The 19,451-nt window shown below is 73.7% G+C and carries 15 protein-coding genes and 1 pseudogene; 7 read left to right on the top strand and 9 right to left on the bottom strand.

The window, feature by feature from the left end; translation table 11 throughout:
• Positions 1-66 precede the first annotated feature (66 nt).
• On the bottom strand, positions 67-948 hold the full coding sequence (locus BIV23_RS18420) for an endo alpha-1,4 polygalactosaminidase (protein WP_071381968.1): 882 nt from the start codon (positions 946-948) through the stop codon (positions 67-69).
• A gap of 140 nt (positions 949-1,088) precedes the next feature.
• Here BIV23_RS18420 and BIV23_RS18415 point away from each other — a divergent pair, with 140 nt between their 5' ends.
• On the top strand, positions 1,089-2,057 hold the full coding sequence (locus BIV23_RS18415) for an aldo/keto reductase (protein WP_071381967.1): 969 nt from the start codon (positions 1,089-1,091) through the stop codon (positions 2,055-2,057).
• A 13-nt stretch (positions 2,058-2,070) separates the two neighbouring features.
• Here BIV23_RS18415 and BIV23_RS18410 read toward each other — a convergent pair whose 3' ends face one another.
• Positions 2,071-2,880, bottom strand: a complete 810-nt coding sequence (locus BIV23_RS18410) for a phytanoyl-CoA dioxygenase family protein (RefSeq protein WP_071381966.1) — start codon at positions 2,878-2,880, stop codon at positions 2,071-2,073.
• A gap of 70 nt (positions 2,881-2,950) precedes the next feature.
• Here BIV23_RS18410 and BIV23_RS18405 point away from each other — a divergent pair, with 70 nt between their 5' ends.
• The gene (locus tag BIV23_RS18405) at positions 2,951-3,835 is read left to right on the top strand and encodes a helix-turn-helix domain-containing protein (RefSeq protein ID WP_071381965.1); all 885 of its coding nucleotides are present in this window, start codon (positions 2,951-2,953) and stop codon (positions 3,833-3,835) included.
• Positions 3,836-4,127: 292 nt separating this feature from the next.
• Positions 4,128-6,011, top strand: coding sequence for an RICIN domain-containing protein (locus tag BIV23_RS18400; RefSeq protein WP_245790568.1), 1,884 nt, complete (start codon positions 4,128-4,130; stop codon positions 6,009-6,011).
• Position 6,012: 1 nt separating this feature from the next.
• Here the strand turns inward: BIV23_RS18400 and BIV23_RS18395 are convergent, their stop codons facing one another.
• From BIV23_RS18395 to BIV23_RS18375, 5 genes are all read right to left on the bottom strand, one after another.
• Positions 6,013-6,504 carry a universal stress protein gene (locus BIV23_RS18395; RefSeq protein WP_071381964.1) on the bottom strand — a complete coding sequence of 164 codons (492 nt, stop codon included), beginning with the start codon at positions 6,502-6,504 and terminating at the stop codon, positions 6,013-6,015.
• Positions 6,505-6,536: 32 nt separating this feature from the next.
• A complete protein-coding gene (locus BIV23_RS18390) occupies positions 6,537-7,790 on the bottom strand; it encodes an arsenic transporter (protein ID WP_071381963.1) in 1,254 nt (417 codons plus the stop codon).
• 62 nt (positions 7,791-7,852) lie between these two features.
• Complete coding sequence (locus BIV23_RS18385; protein ID WP_177239940.1) at positions 7,853-9,097, bottom strand: polysaccharide deacetylase family protein; 1,245 nt, start codon at positions 9,095-9,097, stop codon at positions 7,853-7,855.
• A 199-nt stretch (positions 9,098-9,296) separates the two neighbouring features.
• On the bottom strand, positions 9,297-9,998 hold the full coding sequence (locus BIV23_RS18380) for a DUF4232 domain-containing protein (RefSeq protein ID WP_071381962.1): 702 nt from the start codon (positions 9,996-9,998) through the stop codon (positions 9,297-9,299).
• 152 nt (positions 9,999-10,150) lie between these two features.
• The gene (locus tag BIV23_RS18375; protein WP_071381961.1) at positions 10,151-11,542 is read right to left on the bottom strand and encodes a serine/threonine-protein kinase; all 1,392 of its coding nucleotides are present in this window, start codon (positions 11,540-11,542) and stop codon (positions 10,151-10,153) included.
• A gap of 47 nt (positions 11,543-11,589) precedes the next feature.
• Here BIV23_RS18375 and BIV23_RS18370 point away from each other — a divergent pair, with 47 nt between their 5' ends.
• Positions 11,590-12,138 (top strand): RNA polymerase sigma factor, encoded by a 549-nt coding sequence (locus tag BIV23_RS18370; protein ID WP_071382063.1) that lies wholly within the window; start codon positions 11,590-11,592, stop codon positions 12,136-12,138.
• A 15-nt stretch (positions 12,139-12,153) separates the two neighbouring features.
• On the opposite strand, the gene BIV23_RS18365 is transcribed toward BIV23_RS18370, so the two are convergent.
• On the bottom strand, positions 12,154-14,523 hold the full coding sequence (locus tag BIV23_RS18365; protein ID WP_071381960.1) for a SpoIIE family protein phosphatase: 2,370 nt from the start codon (positions 14,521-14,523) through the stop codon (positions 12,154-12,156).
• Between the two features lie 266 nt (positions 14,524-14,789).
• On the opposite strand from BIV23_RS18365, the pseudogene BIV23_RS18360 reads away from it, so the two are divergent.
• Positions 14,790-17,887, top strand: a pseudogene (locus tag BIV23_RS18360) (glycoside hydrolase family 2 TIM barrel-domain containing protein).
• Here the strand turns inward: BIV23_RS18360 and BIV23_RS18355 are convergent.
• On the bottom strand, positions 17,868-18,410 hold the full coding sequence (locus tag BIV23_RS18355) for a methylated-DNA--[protein]-cysteine S-methyltransferase (protein ID WP_071381959.1): 543 nt from the start codon (positions 18,408-18,410) through the stop codon (positions 17,868-17,870). The pseudogene BIV23_RS18360 and the gene BIV23_RS18355 sit on opposite strands and share 20 nt — an antisense overlap.
• A gap of 178 nt (positions 18,411-18,588) precedes the next feature.
• On the opposite strand from BIV23_RS18355, the gene BIV23_RS18350 reads away from it, so the two are divergent.
• A complete protein-coding gene (locus BIV23_RS18350; RefSeq protein WP_071371402.1) occupies positions 18,589-18,828 on the top strand; it encodes a hypothetical protein in 240 nt (79 codons plus the stop codon).
• Between the two features lie 3 nt (positions 18,829-18,831).
• Positions 18,832-19,209 (top strand): toxin Doc, encoded by a 378-nt coding sequence (locus tag BIV23_RS18345; protein WP_071381958.1) that lies wholly within the window; start codon positions 18,832-18,834, stop codon positions 19,207-19,209.
• Positions 19,210-19,451: the final 242 nt, after the last annotated feature.

Genomic DNA, 19,451 nt, shown 5'->3' with positions numbered 1-19,451 from the left:
CGGTGCCGCGGACGCCTGACGGCATGTCAGGGCGACTCGACGGCACATCGCCCCCCTGGCGGAGCGCTACCGTGCTTTTCGGACGTATTCCGCGCTCCCCGGAGGGGAGACGTCCCGGTCCCGGCGGACGATGCTCAGCCGCCCGCCCCAGCCGTCGAGCGCCTTGCGCAGGCCGCTGTCGGTGTACTCGATGTCCACCACCCGGTCGGCGAACGCCTTCGCGTACACCCCGCACTCGTCGTGCTGTCCGCACTCCTCCGCGACCGCGAAGTCCAGCCCGGCCCGCCGCCGTTGACCGGCCAGTTCGGCGGTGTTCTTCTGGGCGACGGCCAGATGCCGGGCGTGTGCGTGCCGGGACAGCAGGGCCATGAAGGCCGTCGCGTCGGACGCGGTGAGCAGTCCGTGGGAGCGGGTGTAGCTGTCGTAGTTGTCCGGTTCCACGGCGTCGAAGCCCTTGTCGGCGCAGCCGTCGATCCACCGGTTCACCCGCGCGGCCACCCGTGTCCGCCTGGCCGCGGTGCCGATGTCGAGCAGCGGCTCGTTCCAGTCCTCGTCGATGACGGCCCTGCCGTGCGGGTCGCGCAGCAGCAGGTCGGCCGGCCAGGCGGAGCGCTCCTCGGGCTGGGCCTGGAAGGCGTTGACGTAGCAGATGTTGTACAGCCCCCGCGCGGGCGAGTCGGAGCGGTCGCGGCTGACGATCCGCACGCCCGTCGGCGGGGGATAGGCGCCGCCGATCTGGTAGTCGAAACCGGCGTGCCGCGGCGGCAGCCGTACCGCCGTGGCCGGTCGCGCCGCGCCGCGGCCCTCCTCGGCCGGAGGGCCGCCGGAGCCGCCCGAGCCGCCGGCGTGGCAGCCGGCCAGGGCCGACACGGTCACGATCAGGGTCACCGCCAGGGCGCCTGCGGTCCTCACGGAACCCGCGGCGCGGTGCACACCCGTGGGAGGCAAGTCCGCTCCGTCCTGCCCACGCCGGGCGGCGCGGCACGTGTCAGGATCACATCGCCCGCGCGTTCGCCCCGTCAAGTCGATGCCCGGTCAGGCCGTAGGCTCGGTGCCGACCATCGTTACCGACGGCGGGAGCAGCATCGATGCAGTACGTGAAGCTCGGTTCCACGGGCCTGGACGTGTCGCGGATCTGTCTGGGCTGCATGACCTACGGCCTGCCCGACCGCGGCGTCCACGAGTGGACCCTCGACGAGGAGGCCTCCCGCCCGCTCATCCGGCAGGCGCTGGAGGCGGGCATCAACTTCTTCGACACCGCCAACGTCTACTCCGACGGCACCAGCGAGGAAATCACCGGCAGGGCCCTGCGCGACTTCGCGAACCGCGACGACATCGTGCTGGCCACCAAGCTGAACGGCCGGATGCGGCCGGGCCCGAACGGGGCCGGGCTGTCGCGCAAGGCCGTCATGACCGAGATCGACCACAGCCTGCGCCGCCTCGGCACCGACTACGTCGACCTCTACCAGATCCACCGCTACGACCACACGACTCCGATCGAGGAGACGATGGAGGCGCTGCACGACCTGGTCAAGGCGGGCAAGGTGCGCTACATCGGGGCGAGTTCGATGTACGCCTGGGAGTTCTCCAAGGCGCAGTACACCGCCGAGCGGCACGGCTGGACGAAGTTCGTGTCCATGCAGAACCACTACAACCTGCTCTACCGCGAGGAGGAGCGGGAGATGCTGCCGCTCTGCGCGGACCAGGGCGTCGGGGTCCTGCCGTGGAGTCCGCTCGCGCGCGGCCGGCTCACCCGCGACTGGGGCACGGTCACCGAGCGCAGCGCCAACGACAACTTCGGCAGCAGGCTGTACCTGGAGAGCGACCGCTCGATCGTCGAGGCCGTCACCCGGATCGCCGAGGCCCGTGGCGTGCCCCGCGCCCAGGTCGCCCTCGCCTGGCTGCTGCACCGGGCCGTCGTGGCGGCCCCGATCGTCGGCGCCGCCAAGCCGCACCACATCGAGGACGCGGCCGCGGCCGTCGAACTGGAGCTGAGCGAGAAGGAGCTTGAGGAACTGGAACAGCCGTACACGGCACGGGCGATCAGCGGTCACTGAACGGTCGGTGTGGTCAGTGCGGTCCGTGCGGTACGAACTCCGTGCCGCACGGACCGGCCCCCTCGGTCAGCGGCAGCGGCACCCGCTCGCCGCTCATCGTCAGCGTCCGGTAGTACGCGCCGATCCGCTCGGCCGACCGGCCGACATAGTGCCCGATGAAGGAGCGCCGGAAGCGGTCGGCGGTGCGGTTGGGTCCCGAGCCGTGCACCAGGCTGCCGTTGAAGAACAGCACGTCACCCGGCGCCAGATCCACCGGGACCGGCACGAGTCCGGGCGGCGGCGGCACGTACTCGCGGGCGAACGACAGCCCCTCGTCGGCGAGTTCGGGACAGAACAGGCCCATCCGGTGGGTGCCCGGGACGACCTCGAGGCCGCCGTTGTCCCGGTCGATCGGCTCGCAGGCCACCCACGCCGCGATGCAGGTGCCTGGCTCGACCCGGAGATAGAAGTTGTCCTGGTGCAGCGCCTGCCCGCGCGCCCCCGGCGGCTTGAAGTAGAACATGCTCTGCGCGGCCAGCACCTCCTCGCCGAACAGCACCTCCAGCACGGCCCGCAGCCGGGGGTCCAGCAGGAACTCCCGGGCCGGCGCGCTGAATTCGTGCGGCTGCATCACCCGGGGGTGGCGGCGCAGCGGGTCGGGGTCGGCCGGGCGGGGCTCGAAGCGGCCCGGGACCGGACCGGCCGCGTGCAGTGCCGTGAAGTGGGTGCACAGCCGCTCGGTCTCGGCACGGCTGAACAGGGCGCGTACGACGGTGAATCCGTGCTCCTCGAACCGCTGCCGGAGTGCCCTGGGCGGGATGGCGGTGTCGTTCGTGGCTGTCATGTGTCCGCTCCTGAAGTCCGGTGGTCCGGTCGCATGTCCGTCACGCTAGGCGGGTGTGCCCGAGGGGAGGATGCCCGTGCGTGCTGAGAACCTGCCCGTGACGGCTGCCGCCGGCGACCCGTCCCCGCCGCCGGACCTGGTGGTGACCGGCCGCTACGACCAGGGTCCGGGCTACCGCGTCCACCGGCCCCGGGGCTCGGCGAGCTGGCTGTTCACCTTCACCACGGGCGGACACGGACTGCTCCGCCAGGGCGGTGCCCGCACCCGGGCCGGCGCGGGGGACCTGGTGGTGCTCGCGCCCGGCACCGCCCACCGGTACGCCGTCGCGCCCGGCGCCGAGCGCTGGCGGTTCTGGTGGGCGCACTGCGGGGCACGCCCGTCCTGGACGCCCTGGCTCGCGCCGTACGCCCTGGCCGACGGCCTGTACGCCGTACCCTCCGCCCCCGCCGCGCCGCACGAGCGGATCGCGGTGGCCTTCGCCCGGATGCTCACGGACCGGGGCGCCGCGCGCGGGCCGGACCCCGTGGTCGTGGCCGACGGCTTCCCCGCCCGCGAACTGGCGCTCTGCGCCCTGGAGGAGGCCGTCCTGCTCGCGGTGTCCGGCGCCGGGGCCACGCCGTGCGGACCGCGGGACGATCCCCGGGTGCGCCGGGCCGAGGAACTGATCGCGGCCGACCCCGGCGCCCCGCACACCGTCCGCTCCCTCGCCGAGAGCGTCGCGCTGTCCCCGTCCCGCTTCACCCACCTGTTCACCCTGCGCACCGGCCGGTCCCCGATGCGCGCCCTGCGCGAGGCCCGGCTGCGGCACGCGGCCCGGCTGCTGCGGGGCACCGATCTGACGGTGGAGCGGGTGGCGGCGGCCTCGGGATTCCCCAGTCCCCACCACTTCAGCCGGATCTTCCGGGAGCGCTACGGGATGCCGCCCGGCGCCTACCGGGCGGGCGAGCGGCGATAAGGGTGGAATCGGTTTGCCGGGGCCGACCGCCTTTGACGAATAGTCAACAGAAGACCTTCCGCCCGGAATCGCGAGAAGCGCGAGATCCCTTGTTCCAAAGCGCCGCACTGTGCAAAAGTGTGCGCTGCCGCATGCAGACAATCACATTCCCCGCTGCATGCGCCAGGCCGCTCCCCGTACACCCCCCACGCTTCAAAAGAGCCGCCTCAGGTGGACGCCCGAGCTGCCCCATCACCTCTCCATACTGGTTGGTATGGACTAATTCCCGTATCCGTCTGGAGGAATTGCGGTCGTGAATGAGGCAGGCCTGTCGGACGAGGAACTGAGTGCCGAACTGAAGAAGTGGACGGGCACGACTCCCGCGCTGCATCCGGTCGGTGAACTGCTCGACCGGCACTGGGAAGCCGCCTTCGCCTACGCCCGGTTGTGCACGGACGGCACGCGCGCCGCCGGCATGCTCACCACCGCCGCCTTCACCCGGCTCTTCGGTGCCTCGCTCCGGCAGGCCGGCCCGAGCGCCGCCTGGCGGCCCCAGCTGCTCGTCGCCGTCCGCCGGATCGCCGCCGAGTGGGACACCGACGGCCGCGAGGAACTCCTGCACCCCGCACTGCGCTCCAGCGCCACCGGTGAGCGCGCCTCCGCCCGGCTGCTGCCCCCGCCCGGCCGCCGCCTGCTCTCCCGCGCCTTCCAGGGGGTGCCGCAGACCTCCCGCGCCGTCCTGTGGCACACCGAGGTCGAGGCCGAACCGCTCGCCGTACCGGCGGCCCTGCTCGGCCTGGACGAGGAGGACACGCGCGTCGAACTGCGCCGGGCGCGCGAGCGGTTGCGCGAGGAGTGCCTCCAGGTCCACCGGGAACTCGCCCCCGAGGCCGAGTGCCGGAGCTATCTGCGCATGCTCGACGTGACCTACCGGCGCGGCGGCGTCGACCTGGACCCGGACCTCGCCGGGCACCTTGCCCGCTGCACCCACTGCCGTCGCACCGCCGACCAACTCGCCGCGTTCCACACCGGGCTGGGGCTCGCGCTCGCCGAGGCGGTGCTCGGCTGGGGCGCCCGGGACTACGTCGCCGCCCGCGCGCGCCGCACCGAGGAGCCGCCCGCGCCCGCCCCGGACCCCGCGTCCCTGACACCCCTGTCCGGCGAGTCCTTCACGTCGGCCGAGCCCACGGGTCACCCCACCGGCCCCGCCGCTCCCACCCGCCGTCGCGAGCCCGTACCGTCCGCGCGCCGCAGCCGTATCGCCACCCCCGCCACGTCCGCTTCCACCGGCCCCGACGGTGAGCCCGCCCCTTCGCGCCGCTCGGACCGGCGCGCCGCCCGCCGGGCCCGGCGCCGCAACCTCGCGCTGGCCGTGGGGACCGTGAGCGGCCTGATCGTGCTGCCCCTGGTGCTGTGGTCGGTGCTCGGCTCCGGGGACCACCCGGCGCCGGGCGCGTCCGGTGGCTCGTCCAGAGCGCCGGGCAAGGGCACGGCGAGCCCCGGCGCGTCCTGGGCCGGGGCGGGCACGGCCGGGCAGGGCGCGGTGCGCGGGCGGCTGCGCAACCTCGCCTCCGGCCTGTGCATCGGCGTCGTCGGCGGCAAGGCCGTCCAGGGCGCCGAGACCGAACTCGCCGCCTGCGGCGCGACGCCGAGCCAGCAGTGGACGTACGAGGCCGACGGACTGTTGCGGGACTCCGCCGCGCCCGGCCTGTGCCTGGACTCCAGCCTCGGCTACTCGGTGCGCCTCGCCCCCTGCTCGGCCACCGGCGCGGCCGCGCGGAACATCCGCTACGACTTCACGCTCCAGGGCGTGCTGGTGCCGCGCTGGAACCAGGAGCTGGCGCTCACCCCGGCCGCCACCGACGGTTCCGGCGCCCTGGTCACCAAGAACCGCGCCACCGGCACCGACCAGCGCTGGTCCGTCGACACCGCCAAGCCCGAGCTCCGGATGCAGAACGTCGACTGGGACAGCGACAGCCTCGCGTCACCGACCCCCACCCGGCACCTCGCACCCCCGGCATCGACACCCACCCCCAAGGCGTCCGGCACCACCGCCGCACCGGCCCCGGTCTCCACGCCCACCTCGGCCGCCCCGACGCCCACGCCCTCCGTCCCGTCCGATCCCTGTGCGGCGTACCCGTACAACTGCGGCTGGGGCGGCGGGGGATACGACGGCGGCGGGTGGCACCACCGCTGACTCAGAGGTGGTGCGGCGGCGGGGGCGGGAGGGTGCCCAGCGGCGGGGCCGGTTCCGGCCACACCAGCAGGACCGGGCACGGGGCGTGGTCGACGGCGAAGCGGACCGCCGGGCCCAGGCTGTGCGGGCCGAGCCGGGAGCGGTCGCCGTCGCGGGCCAGCACCAGCAGGCCGGCGCCCTCGCACGCGGCCACCACCTCCCGCTCGACCCGGCCCGACCGCTCCTCGCGCACACAGGGGCGGCCCAGGCGCTCCGCGGCCGCCTCGAGCAGCTCGGCCGACGATGTCCCGCCCAGCGCCTCCAGCCGGTCGCCGGGGTCCCTCTCGGGGTGGCCGCGCCCGAGCAGGCCCGCGAACGCGCCGTGCGCGAGCCCCGGCACCTCGGCGCCGGTGACGTGCAGCAGGACCACCTCGGCGCCGCCCGGGGCGTGGTCGCGCACGGCGTCCACGCAGGCGGGCCAGGTGCCCTCGACGAGCCAGGCGATCACACGCATCCGGTCGGCCTCCCCGGGTCTCGGACACCCTCTCAGAGAATCTGCAACGAGCCCCACAGTGCCACCACCGCGACCGCCAGGGACGACGGCACGGCGAGCAGGCCCAGCCGGGTGAACTCGCCGAGGTCCACGCCGTGCTCGTGCTGGTGCACGATCCGCCGCCACAGCAGCGTCGCGAGCGAGCCCGCGTAGGTCAGGTTCGGACCGATGTTCACCCCGAGCAGCACCGCCAGCACCGCGCCGGGCCCGGCCGGCGCGGCGAGCGGCAGCAGGACCAGCACCGCCGGGAGGTTGTTGATCAGGTTCGCCAGGACGGCGGCCAGCGCGGCGATGCCCAGCAGCGCGGGCAGGCCCGTGCCGCCCGGCAGCACCCGGCCGAGGACGTCCGCGAGCCCGTTGTCGACGACGGCCCGCACCACGATGCCCAGCGCCAGCACGAACGCGAGGAAGGAGGGGGCCGCCGCCCGTACGACGGTCAGCGGTGTCGCCCGGCGGCGCACCAGGGCCCGGCCCGCCAGCACCAGCGCGCCCGCCGCCGCCATCCAGGCCGGCTCCACCCCGAACGCCGACGCCACCACGAACCCCGCCAGCGTGCAGCCGACCGTGACCAGGGCGAACAGCGGCAGTCGCGGAGGCTCGCCGGAGTCCTCGCCGAGCGGGGCCGCCGCCGCCAGGTCACGGGCGAAGAACCGCCGGAAGACCACGTACTCGGCGCCGATCGCCACCAGCCACGGCAGCGCCATCAGCGCCGCGAACCGGGTGAAGCTCAGCCCGCTCGCCGCGAACGCCAGCAGGTTCGTCAGATTCGAGACCGGGAGCAGCAACGACGCGGTGTTCGACAGGTGCGTACAGGCGTAGACGTGCGGTTTGGGCCGTACGCCGGTGCGCGCGGCCGTGGCGAAGACCACCGGGGTGAGCAGGACGATCGTGGCGTCCAGGCTGAGCACGGCGGTGATGGCGGACGCCAGCGCGAAGACCGCCGTCAGCAGCCGCACCGGCCGGCCCGCCGCCCACCGGGCCATCCACGCCCCGCACGCCCGGAACAGCCCCTCCACATCGCAGAAGTGGGCGAGCACCAGCACCGCCGCCAGGAACCCGACCACCGGCCCGAGCCGCTCCGCCTCCGCCCGGGCGTGGTCGAGGGAGATCGCGCCGGTGGCGACGGCGATCCCCGCGGCGGGGACGGCCATGACCGCCTCCGGCAGGCCGAAGGGCCGCACGACGGCCCAGGCGAGCACGGCGGCGAGCAGCACGGCGGAGAGCGCTTCGGCGAGCGGGGTGTTCAGGGCGGGTCCTTCCCGAGTGGATCACGCGGACCCGCCCATGAAAACAGACGATCCCGAACGGCTCAGGAGGACCGGCTGCCCGCCGCGCCCAGGAACTCCGCCCAGCCGCCCACCGGGGACTGCCCGGGCACCAGCGTGCGCAGCTTGCGCAGCACCGCCTGGTCCTGCGCCTCCAGCCAGTGCACGAGCTGCTTGAACGACACGAACCGCACGTCGTCGCCGTACGCGGCCATCTTGCCGATCGCCTCCTCGACGGCGTCCATGTAGATGCCGCCGTTCCAGCGCTCGAAGTGGTTGCCGATGAAGAAGGGGGCGCGGTTGGTCGTGTAGGCGCGGTCGAAGCCGGCGACGTACGCGTCGCGGGCCTGGGTGCGCCAGGCGCCGTACTGGGCGCGGTCGCCGTTCGGGTTGCCGGCGGACTGGTTGAACATCATGTTGTAGTCCATCGACAGCACCTGGAAGGAGTGCCCCGGGAACGGGATCGACTGGAGCGGGAAGTCCCAGATCTTCCCGCCCTGCACCTTGCCCGGCCAGATCTGCAGGCCGCCGGGGGAGCTGGCGTCGTACTTCCAGCCGAGCGCGGCGGCGGTGGGCAGCAGGTTGGACTGGCCCTCCAGGCACGGGGTACGGCCGCCCATCAGCTCCTTGTGGTAGTCGAAGGGCAGCGGGTCGAGGTCCGTGAAGCCGGTGTTGGTCTTCCACTGCGTCACGAAGGCCATCGCCTGGTCGATCTCGCTGCGCCACTCGGCCGGGGACCAGTTGCGCACCCCGGTCGCCCCGCAGAAGTGCCCGTTGAAGTGGGTGCCTATCTCGTGGCCCTCCAGCCAGGCCGCCCGGACCTGCTGGAGCGTGTTGTGGATGTGCCGGTCGGCGAGGTAGCCGATGTCGGAGGCGCCGACCGGGTGCTGCGGCGGGCGGTACAGCGTCTTCTTCGACTCGGGCAGGGCGTAGATGCCGCTGAGGAAGAACGTCATCGTGGCGCCGTGGTCGGCGGCCACCTTGCGGAACCGGGAGAAGAGCTTGTTGCTCAGCTCGCCCGCGCCGTCCCAGGAGAACACCACGAACTGCGGCGGCTTCTGGCCCGGCTTCAGCCGGTCGGGCGTCGGCTGGTGCGGCTGGGGGCCGGTGTCGGCGGTGGAGCCGTCGCCTATCGGCCTGGCCGGCCGCGCCTGGGCGGTGTCCTTGTCGCCCGAGGAGTCCGGGCCGCCGACCGAGAGGCCGGTCCCGGAGGAGCACGCGGCCAGCGTGCCCAGAGCGCCGGCCGCCGCGCCCGCCGTCAGCACCCGCCTGCGTGAGATCCCGCTCATCTTGTCCCCGAATTCCTTCTCCAAGGCCCTCTGCGGGGCCTGCTCACCGTGCGGTCGACGAGTTCGATCGCTGGAGCGGCGGGAAAGATCGGGGCGGACGGCGGCTGTTGCCGTCCTGTGACAGTTGTGGCGCGCTCATGACGAACCCCGCCGGCCCACACGGGGCGGCGGGGTTCGTCGCGGGACTCTTCCGCGCAGGTCAGGGAGCCGTGCCGGGGGCCAGGACCGAGAGGAATACGGACGAGGAGTTTCCGCCCACGGGCACCGCCCCGCCCGTCCAGGCGACCCTCAGGGAGTCACGCTCGTCCGGCGGCGTGACCACCAGAGCGGCCGGGGTGGCCGTCGTGGCGCCGCTGACGCCGGGGTTGGAGAAGGACAGCCCCGCCCAGGCGCTCTGCCCCGGCCTGAGCGTGACCGTCACCGGGGAGCCCGACTCGCGCTTGGGGTCCGGGCCGAGCTGGCCGCCGGAGGCGCTCACGAACGCCGCGCCCGGGAAGCCGTGCAGGGTGCAGGTGCGGCCGGAGGTGTTCGTGAACACGACCGGGAAGTTCTCCTGGCCGGCGCCCGGGTCGTTGCCGCCCACGGAGGCGCGCAGCTGCGAGGTGTGGCAGCGGTCGGAGGAAGCCGCGGAGGGGGCCGTGCCGCCGCCCCTGGTGGTCGTCGCCCGCGGGGCGGACGGGACGGCGGCGCCGGGGCCGGTGGCGGCGGAGCCCGGGGCGGAGGTGGCCGGTCCCGGGCTCTGGGTGTCGCCCGTCGCGGGCGCGGCCGTACCGGACGCGGTGAGGGGCGGGCTGCTGTGGACGTCGTGGCTGTTGCTGCCACAGGCGGTCAGGAGGCCCAGCACGGCGAACGTACCGACGAGCAGGGCCCCGTGCCGCGCGGACCGGGGTGCGTACACCATGTCGCTCACCACTCCTGTGAGGGTCAGGGCACACGAGGGAACGGGTGCCCGAGGCGCCGAGTGCGCCGTCATGGGGATCCGATGCAGACAGTGCCCGAAAAGTTCGGCACACGCAGGGTTTCTTCCCCACGGGGCGCTCCGGCAGGCGTCCGTCAACCGACCCGCAGCGAACGGAGTACCCCGTCCGTGGCGTCACCGGTTCCCTGCTCGCGCACCTGTACGTAGACCTGCGGTTGACCGGAGCCCTCCGCCGGGGTCAGCGCGGACTCCGTGATCGAGCCGCCGTCGGGGCAGCCGCTCCAGGCCCGCACCAGGCCGTGGAAGCCGGCGTCGGCGAAGGTGCGGCCGCCGGAGTAGCGGCAGCCGGCATGGGTCAGGCCGTTGACCTTCCCGGCCAGGTCGCCGTGCTCGCTGACCCCGACGAACACGCCGTTCACCGGCTTGGCCAGGTCGGACCACCGGGTCAGGTCGTCGGCGACCACCAGCCCCGGTTCGTGTCCCTTGGCCAGCCCCAGCACCCCCGGGTCCCAGCCGGAGTCCCGCAGCTCGTGGCCCCAGCCCGCGGGCACCTGGACGACGACCCGCCCGGTCGAGTCCGTCACGCGCGTCCCGTCCGGGGAGCCGGCGCGATGGTGCAGGACGACGGTCACGGTGACCGCGGCCGCCGCGGCGGCGAGCAGCGCGGCCAGCGACATCGTGACGACGTTCAGCCGCCCGCGCACGCCGTCCAGCCGCCGGGCGTCGCCCGGCGCCGCGGCCGCGGCCAGCCGGTCCAGCTCCTGCGCGAACGCCTGCGCGCCGGGCCAGCGCCGCGACCGGTCCGGCTCCAGGGCGCGCAGCACCGCCCGCTCCACGTCCTCGCCGAGGTCCGGCCGCAGCCGCCGGGGCGGCACGACCCGGCCCGGGGGCCCCGGCACCGTCCCGGTGAGCAGCTCGTAGCCGACCGCGCCCAGGCTGTAGACGTCGGCCCGCTCGTCGATGCCCTCGCCGGGCTCGGCCTGCTCCGGCGGCTGATAGCCTGCGGAGCCCGCGGCCAGTGTCAGCACCGAGGCCTGCGCGAGGCTCTTGGCGAGGCCCAGGTCGGCCAGCAGCAGCCGCCGGGTGCCGTCCGGGGCGGTGTGCAGCAGCACGTTGGTCGGCTTGATGTCCCGGTGCACGATGCCCGCCTCGTGCAGCGCGGCGGCGCTGCGCGCGGCCTCAGCCGTCAGCGCGAGCGCGTCCCGCACCGGCAGCGGGCCGTCGGCCAGCAGATCGGCCAGGGTGCCGCCGTCGGCGTACTCCATCACGAAGTACGGCCTGCCGTCCGGGAGTTGACCGATGTCGTAGACCTGCACGATCCGGCTGGAGCCGGCCCGGCGCAGCAGCCGGGCCTCGGACAGGAAGCGCTCGCGGATGTCGAGCCGGTGTGTCCAGTTCTCGGCGAGGACCTTCACCGCGACCGGCGCCTGGAGTTCTTCGTCACGGGCGAGCCACACCGTGGCGAAGGCGCCGCTGCCCAGCGGCCGTTCGAGTCGGTAGCGGCCGATCCGCTCCAGGGAGTGCATACGACTATCATGCCTGGCCTGAGATCGACTCGAAGAGGGGCTTGTCCGTGCAGGACCAGACGCCGCTGGAAGACCTCGCCCGGCGGGCCGCCGCCGGCGACAATGTCGCGCTGGACCGGCTGCTGGCCGAGATCCGCCCGGAGGTGCTGCGGCGCTGCGCGCGCTTCCTGCCCTGCCGGGAGGACGCCGAGGAGGCCGCACAGGACGTGCTGCTCCAGGTCGCCCGGCACATCACCGCGTTCGAGGGACGCAGCCGCTTCGGCACCTGGCTGTACACCGTGGTCGCCAACTGCTGCCGGCAGAAGTACCGGGAGCTGAAGCGGCGCGCCGCCGAGCAGCCCGCCGCGATCGAGCCCGCGTACGCCGTCGACCCGCGCACCACCAGCGTGATCGCCGGCTCCCGGGTGGACCTGCTGGAGGCCCTGGACCGGCTGGAGCGCACGCATCCCCACCTGGTCGCGCCGCTGGTCTACCGCGACATCTGCCAGCTGGACTACGCCGAGGTCGCCGAGCGCGTCGGCATCCCCCTCGGCACGCTCAAGTCCCGCCTGCACGAGGCCCGCAAGCAGGTGCGGCCCTGGCTGGCCGGGGCGTAGCGCCCCTGTCCCGGGCTACCGGTCCTCGTCGTACAGCGGCAACTCCGCCCAGATCGTCTTGCCCTCGGGGGTGTGCCGGCTGCCCCAGCGCCGGGTGAGCTGGGCGACCAGCAGCAGGCCCCGGCCGCCCTCGTCGAAGATCTTGGCCCGGCGCAGGTGCGGGGCGGTGTGGCTGGCGTCGGAGACCTCGCAGATCAGCGTGGCCGCGTCATGGATCAGCCGGAGCCGCACCGGGTGGGCGCCGTACCGGAGGGCGTTGGTGACCAGCTCGCTGACCACCAGCTCCGCCGTGAACGACGCCTCGCTCAGCCCCCAGGTGTCCAGCTGCTCCCCGACCTGCTTGCGGATTGGCGCGACCAGCGCCGGGTCGGCCGGGACATGCCAGGTCGCCACCTGCGCGGCGGGCAGGCCGCGGGTGCGGGCGAGCAGGAGCGCCACGTCGTCGGCGCAGCCGCCCGGTGGCAGCAGGCGGTGCAGGACGCGGTCGCAGGTCTCGTCCAGGGAGCCCGCGTACTCCCCGAGCGCCTGGAGCAGCATGTCCCGGCTCGTCTCCGGGTCCCGCTCCCGGGCCCACACCAGCCCGTCCGTGTAGAGCGCGAGGACGGTGCCCTCGGGCAGCTCCACCTCGGTGGACTCGAAGGGCGGCCCGCCGAGGCCCAGCGGGGGACCGGCGGGCAGCTCCAGCGCCTGCGGTGTGCCGCCGGGCCGGAACACCACCGGCGGCGGATGCCCGGCGCGGGCCGCGGTGCACCGGCGTGACACCGGGTCGTAGACGGCGTACACACAGGTCGCGCCGAGCTCGCCGGGGGTGCCTTCGCCGGACTCCGCCGACAGCCGGACCACCAGGTCGTCCAGGTGGGTGAGCAGCTCGTCCGGGGCCAGGTCGATGTCGGCGAGGGTGCGCACGGCGGTGCGCAGCCGGCCCATGGTGGCCGAGGCCTCGACGCCGTGTCCGACGACGTCCCCGACGACCATGGCGACCCGCATCCCGGACAGCGGGATCACGTCGAACCAGTCGCCGCCGACCCCGGCCCGCGCGGCCGGCAGATAGCGCGAGGACGCGTCCAGCGCCGCCGTGCTGGGCAGGGTGCGGGGCAGCAGGCTGCGCTGGAGTGCGAGGGCGGTCTCCCGCTCACGGGAGTATCGGCGGGCGTTGTCGACGCAGACGGCGGCGCGGGCGGTGATCTCCTCGGCCAGCAGGACGTCGTCCGCCGTGAACCCGTCCGGGCGCCGGTACCGGGTGAGGACCGCGACCCCGAGGGTCAGTCCGCGCGCCTGGACCGGCACCGACATCGAGGAGTGCATGCCGAACTCCCGCACCCGCCGGGCACGCGCGGTGTGCCAGGTCAGCCATTCGGCGATGTCGCCCTCGGCCACGGAGGCGACGATCGTGTGGCCCGCGGTCAGCGAGTCGGCCTGCGGGGAGCCGGCCGGGTACGCCTCGGCCTGCCCCGGGCTGATCACGGCCTCCGGCGCCTGCGGGTGCACCGACCGGTGGGCGGTCCGGCGCAGGGTCACCGGCGCCGTGACGCGGGCCGGGGGCTCGCCGCCCTGTTCCTGCGGGTCGAGCAGGTCGATGGTGACGAAGTCGGCGAGGGCGGGCACACACACGTCGGCCAGCTCCTGGGCCGTCCGGGTCACGTCGAGGGTGCTGCCGATGCGCACGCTCGCCTCGTTGACCAGCTGGAGCCGCTGCCGGGCCCGGTAGTTGTCGGTGATGTCGTGCGCGGTCAGGCACACCCCGCGCACCCGGCCGTCGCCGTCGCGGACCGGGGCCAGCCGGGCGAGCCAGGCGTGGGAGCGGTCGTCGTCGCGGGTGACGGTCTGCACGTCCTGCGCGCGGCCGTCGACCAGCACCTCGAGCAGAGCCTGCTCCAGTTCCGCGCTCTGCGCCCTGCCGCCGATCTCGGCGAGCCGCAGTCCGCGCACCCGGTCCTCCGGCAGGCCGACGACGTCCGCCATGGCGTCGTTCATGCGGCGCAGCCGGAGCGTGTCGTCGTACACGGCGAGGGCGCACGGCGACTGGACCAGGACCGCCTCGGCGAGCGGGTCGTCCGCGGCGGGCGGCTCGCCGCCGGTCAGCGGGGTGACCACGAGCCAGTCGCCGGCGTGTCCGTCGTGCGGCGGTCTGCGGTGGGCGAGCAGCCAGACGGGGAGCCTACGGCCGTCCCGGTGGCGCAATCCGAGCGTTCCCGCCCAGCGGCGGCCCGTGGGCAGGGCCGGGGGGTCGTCGGCCAGCAGCTGGGCGGCGGGGCGGCCCACCACGGCCTGGGCGGGGTGGCCGAGCAGGCGCCGGGCGCCCTCGTTCCACTCCGCCACGGTTCCGGTGTCGTCGATGACAGCCCGGGCCGTCGCCGCGTCGTCGAACGGATAGACCCGGCTCATCGTCGCCGCTCCCAAGCGCACACTCACAGTGAACAGGTGGCACCGCTTCCGTTCCAGCGTAGTGCTTCCGGCGTGCCCCTGAACCGCGACCCCGGTCCCGGTCGGCCGGCGGGCCGGACAGGACCAAGGGGCAAATCCGGCCGATGCGTGGCCGGGGGGCGGACGGGGGCGCCGGACCCTTGACGATCGCGTGTGGCAGTCCGTCAGAATCCGTTTGTTCACGATCAGTTGTGAGTATTTCCGGGTCCTGATGAGGGGGAGCCGCCATGACGGTCACGCGCCGATCGGTACTGGTCGCAGCAACCGCAACACCCGCGGCCGGCGCGCTGCCGGGCACCGCGGCCGCTCCGGCCGCCCTCGCCGCCGACGCGTCCGCGGCCGCCGGCGGCCGCCGCACCGTGCCGCTGCGGGACGGCTGGCGCTTCGCGCTGGTCGACCCGGACGGCATCACCGACCCGACCGGTGCCGACGACCGGGCCGCCGACCCCGGCTACGACGACACGGACTGGCGTGAGGTCGCCGTCCCGCACGACTGGAGCATCGAGCAGACCCCGACGACCGACCACGGCACCACCAGCGGCACCGGCTTCCTGCCGGGCGGCCTCGGCTGGTACCGGCTCGCCTTCGCCCTCCCGCCCGCCTGCGCGGGGCAGCGGATATCGGTGGAGTTCGACGGGGTCCACATGGACTCGTACGTCTCCTGCAACGGCACCGAGGTGGGTCACCACCCCTACGGCTGCACCGGTTTCGCCTTCGACCTCACCGGCCTCGTGCACACCGACGGCGGCACGCCGAACGTCCTCGCGGTCAAGGTGCGCAACCGGCTGCCGAGCAGCCGCTGGTACTCCGGCAGCGGCATCTACCGCGAGGCCCGCCTCGTGATCACCGAGCCGGTGCACGTGGCCCGCTGGGGGACGTACGTCACCACGCCCGAGATCGCGGCGGACCGGGCCGGGTCCGCGTGGCGACGACCGTCGTGAACGAGTCCGGCACCGGCACGGACGTCCGGGTGCTGTCCCGGATCGTCGGGCCCGACGGCCGTACGGTCGCCCGTGCCGCCACCACCGTCGCCGTCTCCGAACAGACCACCGAGATCCACGAACTGACCGTCCCCGAGCCGGAGTTGTGGGACGTCGACACCCCTGGCCACCGCTACACACTGCACACCGAGCTGCGCGCCGGCGGCCGCACCACCGACACCTACCGCACTCCCTTCGGCATCCGCGGCTACCGCTTCGACCCCGACGAGGGCTTCTCCCTCAACGGCACCGTCACCAAGATCAAGGGCGTCGACCTCCACCACGACCAGGGCGCGCTCGGCGCGGCCGTCAGCCTCGACGCGGTCCGCAGACAGATGCGGATCATGAAGTCGATGGGCGTCAACGCCTTCCGCACCTCCCACAATCCGCCCTCGCCGCAGATGATCCAGGCCTGCGAGGAACTGGGCATCGTGATGATGGTCGAGGCCTTCGACTGCTGGCGCACCGGCAAGACGACGTACGACTACGGCCGGTTCTTCGACGAGTGGTGCGAGAAGGACGCCACCGAGATGGTGCTCGCCGCCCGCAACTCGCCCGCCGTGGTGCTGTGGTCCATAGGCAACGAGATCCCCGACTCCACCTCCACGGCCGGGCTCGCCATGGCCGACCGGATCATCGGCGCGATCAAGGCCGCCGACGACACCCGCCCGGTCGTCATCGGCTCCGACAAGTACCACGGCGTGCCCGCCACCGGCTCCCCGGCCGACCTCATGCTCGCCAAGCTCGACGGCCTCGGCCTGAACTACAACACCGCGAAGTCGGTCGACGGCCTGCACGCGAAGTACCCGCACCTGTTCCTCTTCGAGTCCGAGTCCTCCTCGGAGACCTCGACCCGGGGTGCCTACCAGGAGCCGGAGCACCTCAACACCGGCGAGAACCACACCCCCGGCCGGCGGGAGACCTCCTCCTACGACAACAACCTCGCCTCCTGGACGATGAGCGGCGAGTACGGCCACAAGAAGGACCGGGACCGCACGTGGTTCGCGGGGCAGTTCCTGTGGTCCGGCATCGACTACATCGGCGAGCCGACGCCGTACGACGTCTTCCCGGTCAAGGCGTCCTTCTTCGGCGCCGTCGACACCGCCGGTTTCCCGAAGGACATGTACCACCTCTTCAGGAGCCAGTGGACGACCGAGCCGATGGTCCATCTGCTGCCGATGACCTGGAACCACGAAGCCGGTGACACGGTGGAGGTCCGGGCGTACGCCAACGTGCCGTCCGTCGAGCTGTTTCTCAACGGGAAGTCCCTGGGCGTACGGGAGTTCGACGTCAAGAGGACCACGGACGGGCGCGCGTACCTGGAGACCACCGAGGCCACCGGTGACGACAAGACCTTCACCGACGGCCCCTATCCGGGCAGCTACACCAGCCCCAACGGCAGCGCGGGCAAGCTGCACCTGACGTGGAAAGTGCCGTACCGGCCGGGCGAGTTGAAGGCCGTGGCCCGGCGGGACGGCGAGGTCGTCGCCACCGACGTGCTGCGCACCGCCGGCGCCCCGCACGCCGTGCGCCTCACGGCCGACCGCGACCGCCTCGCCGCGGACGGACGCTCCCTGGTCTTCGTCACCGCCGACATCGTCGACGCGCGGGCAGTGGTGGTGCCCGACGCCGAGCACCTCATCACCTTCGACGTGACCGGCGGCTCGCTCGCCGGGGTCGACAACGGCCGTGAGGAGAGCGCCGAGCGCTACCAGGCGAGCACCCGCACCGCGTTCCACGGCAAGGCCCTCGCCATCGTGCGGTCCGGTACGGGAGCGGGGGAGGTGACGGTCACCGCGCGCGTGGCCGGCCTGCGCACGGGGCGGGTGAGCGTGCGCGCCACCGCGGCCCGCGAGACGTCCCGCACCCCGGCAGCCGGGTTCCGGCCGGACCCCCCGGCGCCCGTCGACTACCCGCGCCCGGACGCCGGTTACTCCGGTCGCGGGGACACCCCGCCCGCCGCGATGCTGGACGGCGACCCGGCCACCGGCTGGTCCAACGCCTTCGTGAAGCAGGCCACCGCGCTGCTGCCCGCCTTCAGCGGGGCACGGGCGACGGACTGGGTCTCCTACGACGCCGGGCGCACCCGCGGCTTCGACCGGGTCGAGGTCTCCTTCACCGTGGACGCCGGGCACACGCTGCCCGCGCGGGCCGAGGTGGCGGTGTGGGACGGGCGGGCGTACGTGCCGGTGACGGGCGCGCGGACACAGTGGGCCACGGCCTCGGACACCCCGACGGTGATCACCTTCGACCCCGTGCGCGGCTCCCGGCTGCGGCTGACGCTCACCAGCGCCCACCCCGGCACGCCGAAGGGCGCCGTGCGCATCAGCCGGCTGGACGTGTAGCGAGGCCGTCCGCCGACGACAAGGCGGGCTGCAAGGCACCTTCGTGCGTCAGCAGCCACACCTTGGCCTCGACGCCGCCCGCGTACCCGCGCATCGAGCCGTCCGCGCCGATCACCCGGTGGCAGGGGCGCAGGAGGAGCAGCGGGTTGGCGCCGAGGGCCCGGCCCACCGCGCGCAGCTCGGCGCGGGCCACGCCCAGCCGGGCGGCCAGTTCGCCGTACGTCGTCGTGGTGCCGTGGGCAACGCCGTCGAGGGCCTGCCACACCGCCCGCTGGAACGGGGTGCCGGCGGGCGCCAGCGGCAGGTCGAAGCGGACCGGGCGGCCCGCGAAGTAGGCGTCGAGCTGCCGGTGCGCCTCGGCGAACGGCGCGTCGTCACGGTCCTCGGGGCGTACGGCGGGCGCGCCGCGCTGCCCGGGCAGGGTGAGCGAGGTGAGCGCGCAGCCGCCCGCCGAGACGCAGCCGGTCAGCAGCAGGTCGCCCAGCGGGCTCGGGTGGACGGTGTGCACGGTGCGGGTGTTCATGACGGCTCCTTCGGTCCCCTGGTGCCTCTTCCTGTTCTCCGCTGTCGAGTCTGGTGTGTCGCGCGCCCGGGGACCGGCGGGAATCGGACATGGCTGTCGGGCGCCGCAGGTACCGTGCCGAGTGGTGTCTGACCTGCTGATATTTACGGGTAAGTACCCGCGCGGTACCCTGTGGGGTATGCCAGCTCTCAATGTGGAGTTCAGCGACCGGGAACTTGAGGACCTGCGGCAGATCGCCAAGGAGCGCGGTACGTCGATGAAGGCCCTCGTGCGTGAGGCCGCCGCCGCCGACATCGCCCGGCACCGGGCGCTCCAGGAGGGCGCCGAGGCCTTCCGGAAGTTCTTCGCCGCGCACGCCGAGGAGTTCGCGGCGGCCTTCCCGGACGACGAACCCGCGACCAAGGACGAGGCCGCCTGATCGATGCCCTCCGTCATCCACATCGACGTCCCCTGGCTGCTCCAGCGCCATGAGGAGGTCCTGCCCGACCAGCCCGCGGTCGACGACTTCTCCGCGCTGGTCGCCGCCGTGGCCCGGCACCGCGTGGACCCGCCCCGGCTCGGCGTGGACTCCGACCCCGCCTGGCGGGCCGCCGCGCTGCTGCACACCCTCGCGCTGCTCAAACCGCTGCCCGCGGCCAACGCCCGCTTCGCCTGCGCGACCGCCGTGGCCTACATGTTCGTCAGCGGCGTCGGCATCGACCCGCCCTACGGCGCCCTCGTCGACCTCGCCCGCGACCTGATCTCCGGCAAGGCGGACGTGTACGGCGCGGCCGACCGATTGCGGTCCTGGCAGATCTGAACGGTCCCCGGCGGATCCGAGCCTGTCCGGGGCGCTGGAAATATCGAATACGGTCACCCTCGAGCAGTCCTGACCGTATGCTTTCTGACTTTCCTTCAAAACTGCCGATGTTGTGCGGGTGTCTTGTTGCTCGTGTGGAAGTTGTGCGAGGGTTGACACGCCCGTGCGGGGGGTAAAGTCCGGAGTTCTTCCGGCAGTTGCGGATGCTTCACCGGCCGAACGCCGGTGAATTCGCCTCCCCG

Source organism: Streptomyces monashensis (genome assembly GCF_001866665.1).
In the GTDB taxonomy this organism is placed as follows: Bacteria; Actinomycetota; Actinomycetes; order Streptomycetales; family Streptomycetaceae; genus Streptomyces; species Streptomyces monashensis.
Note: the sequence above shows the minus strand (reverse complement) of the source record. Positions and strands in the feature narration are given on the sequence as shown.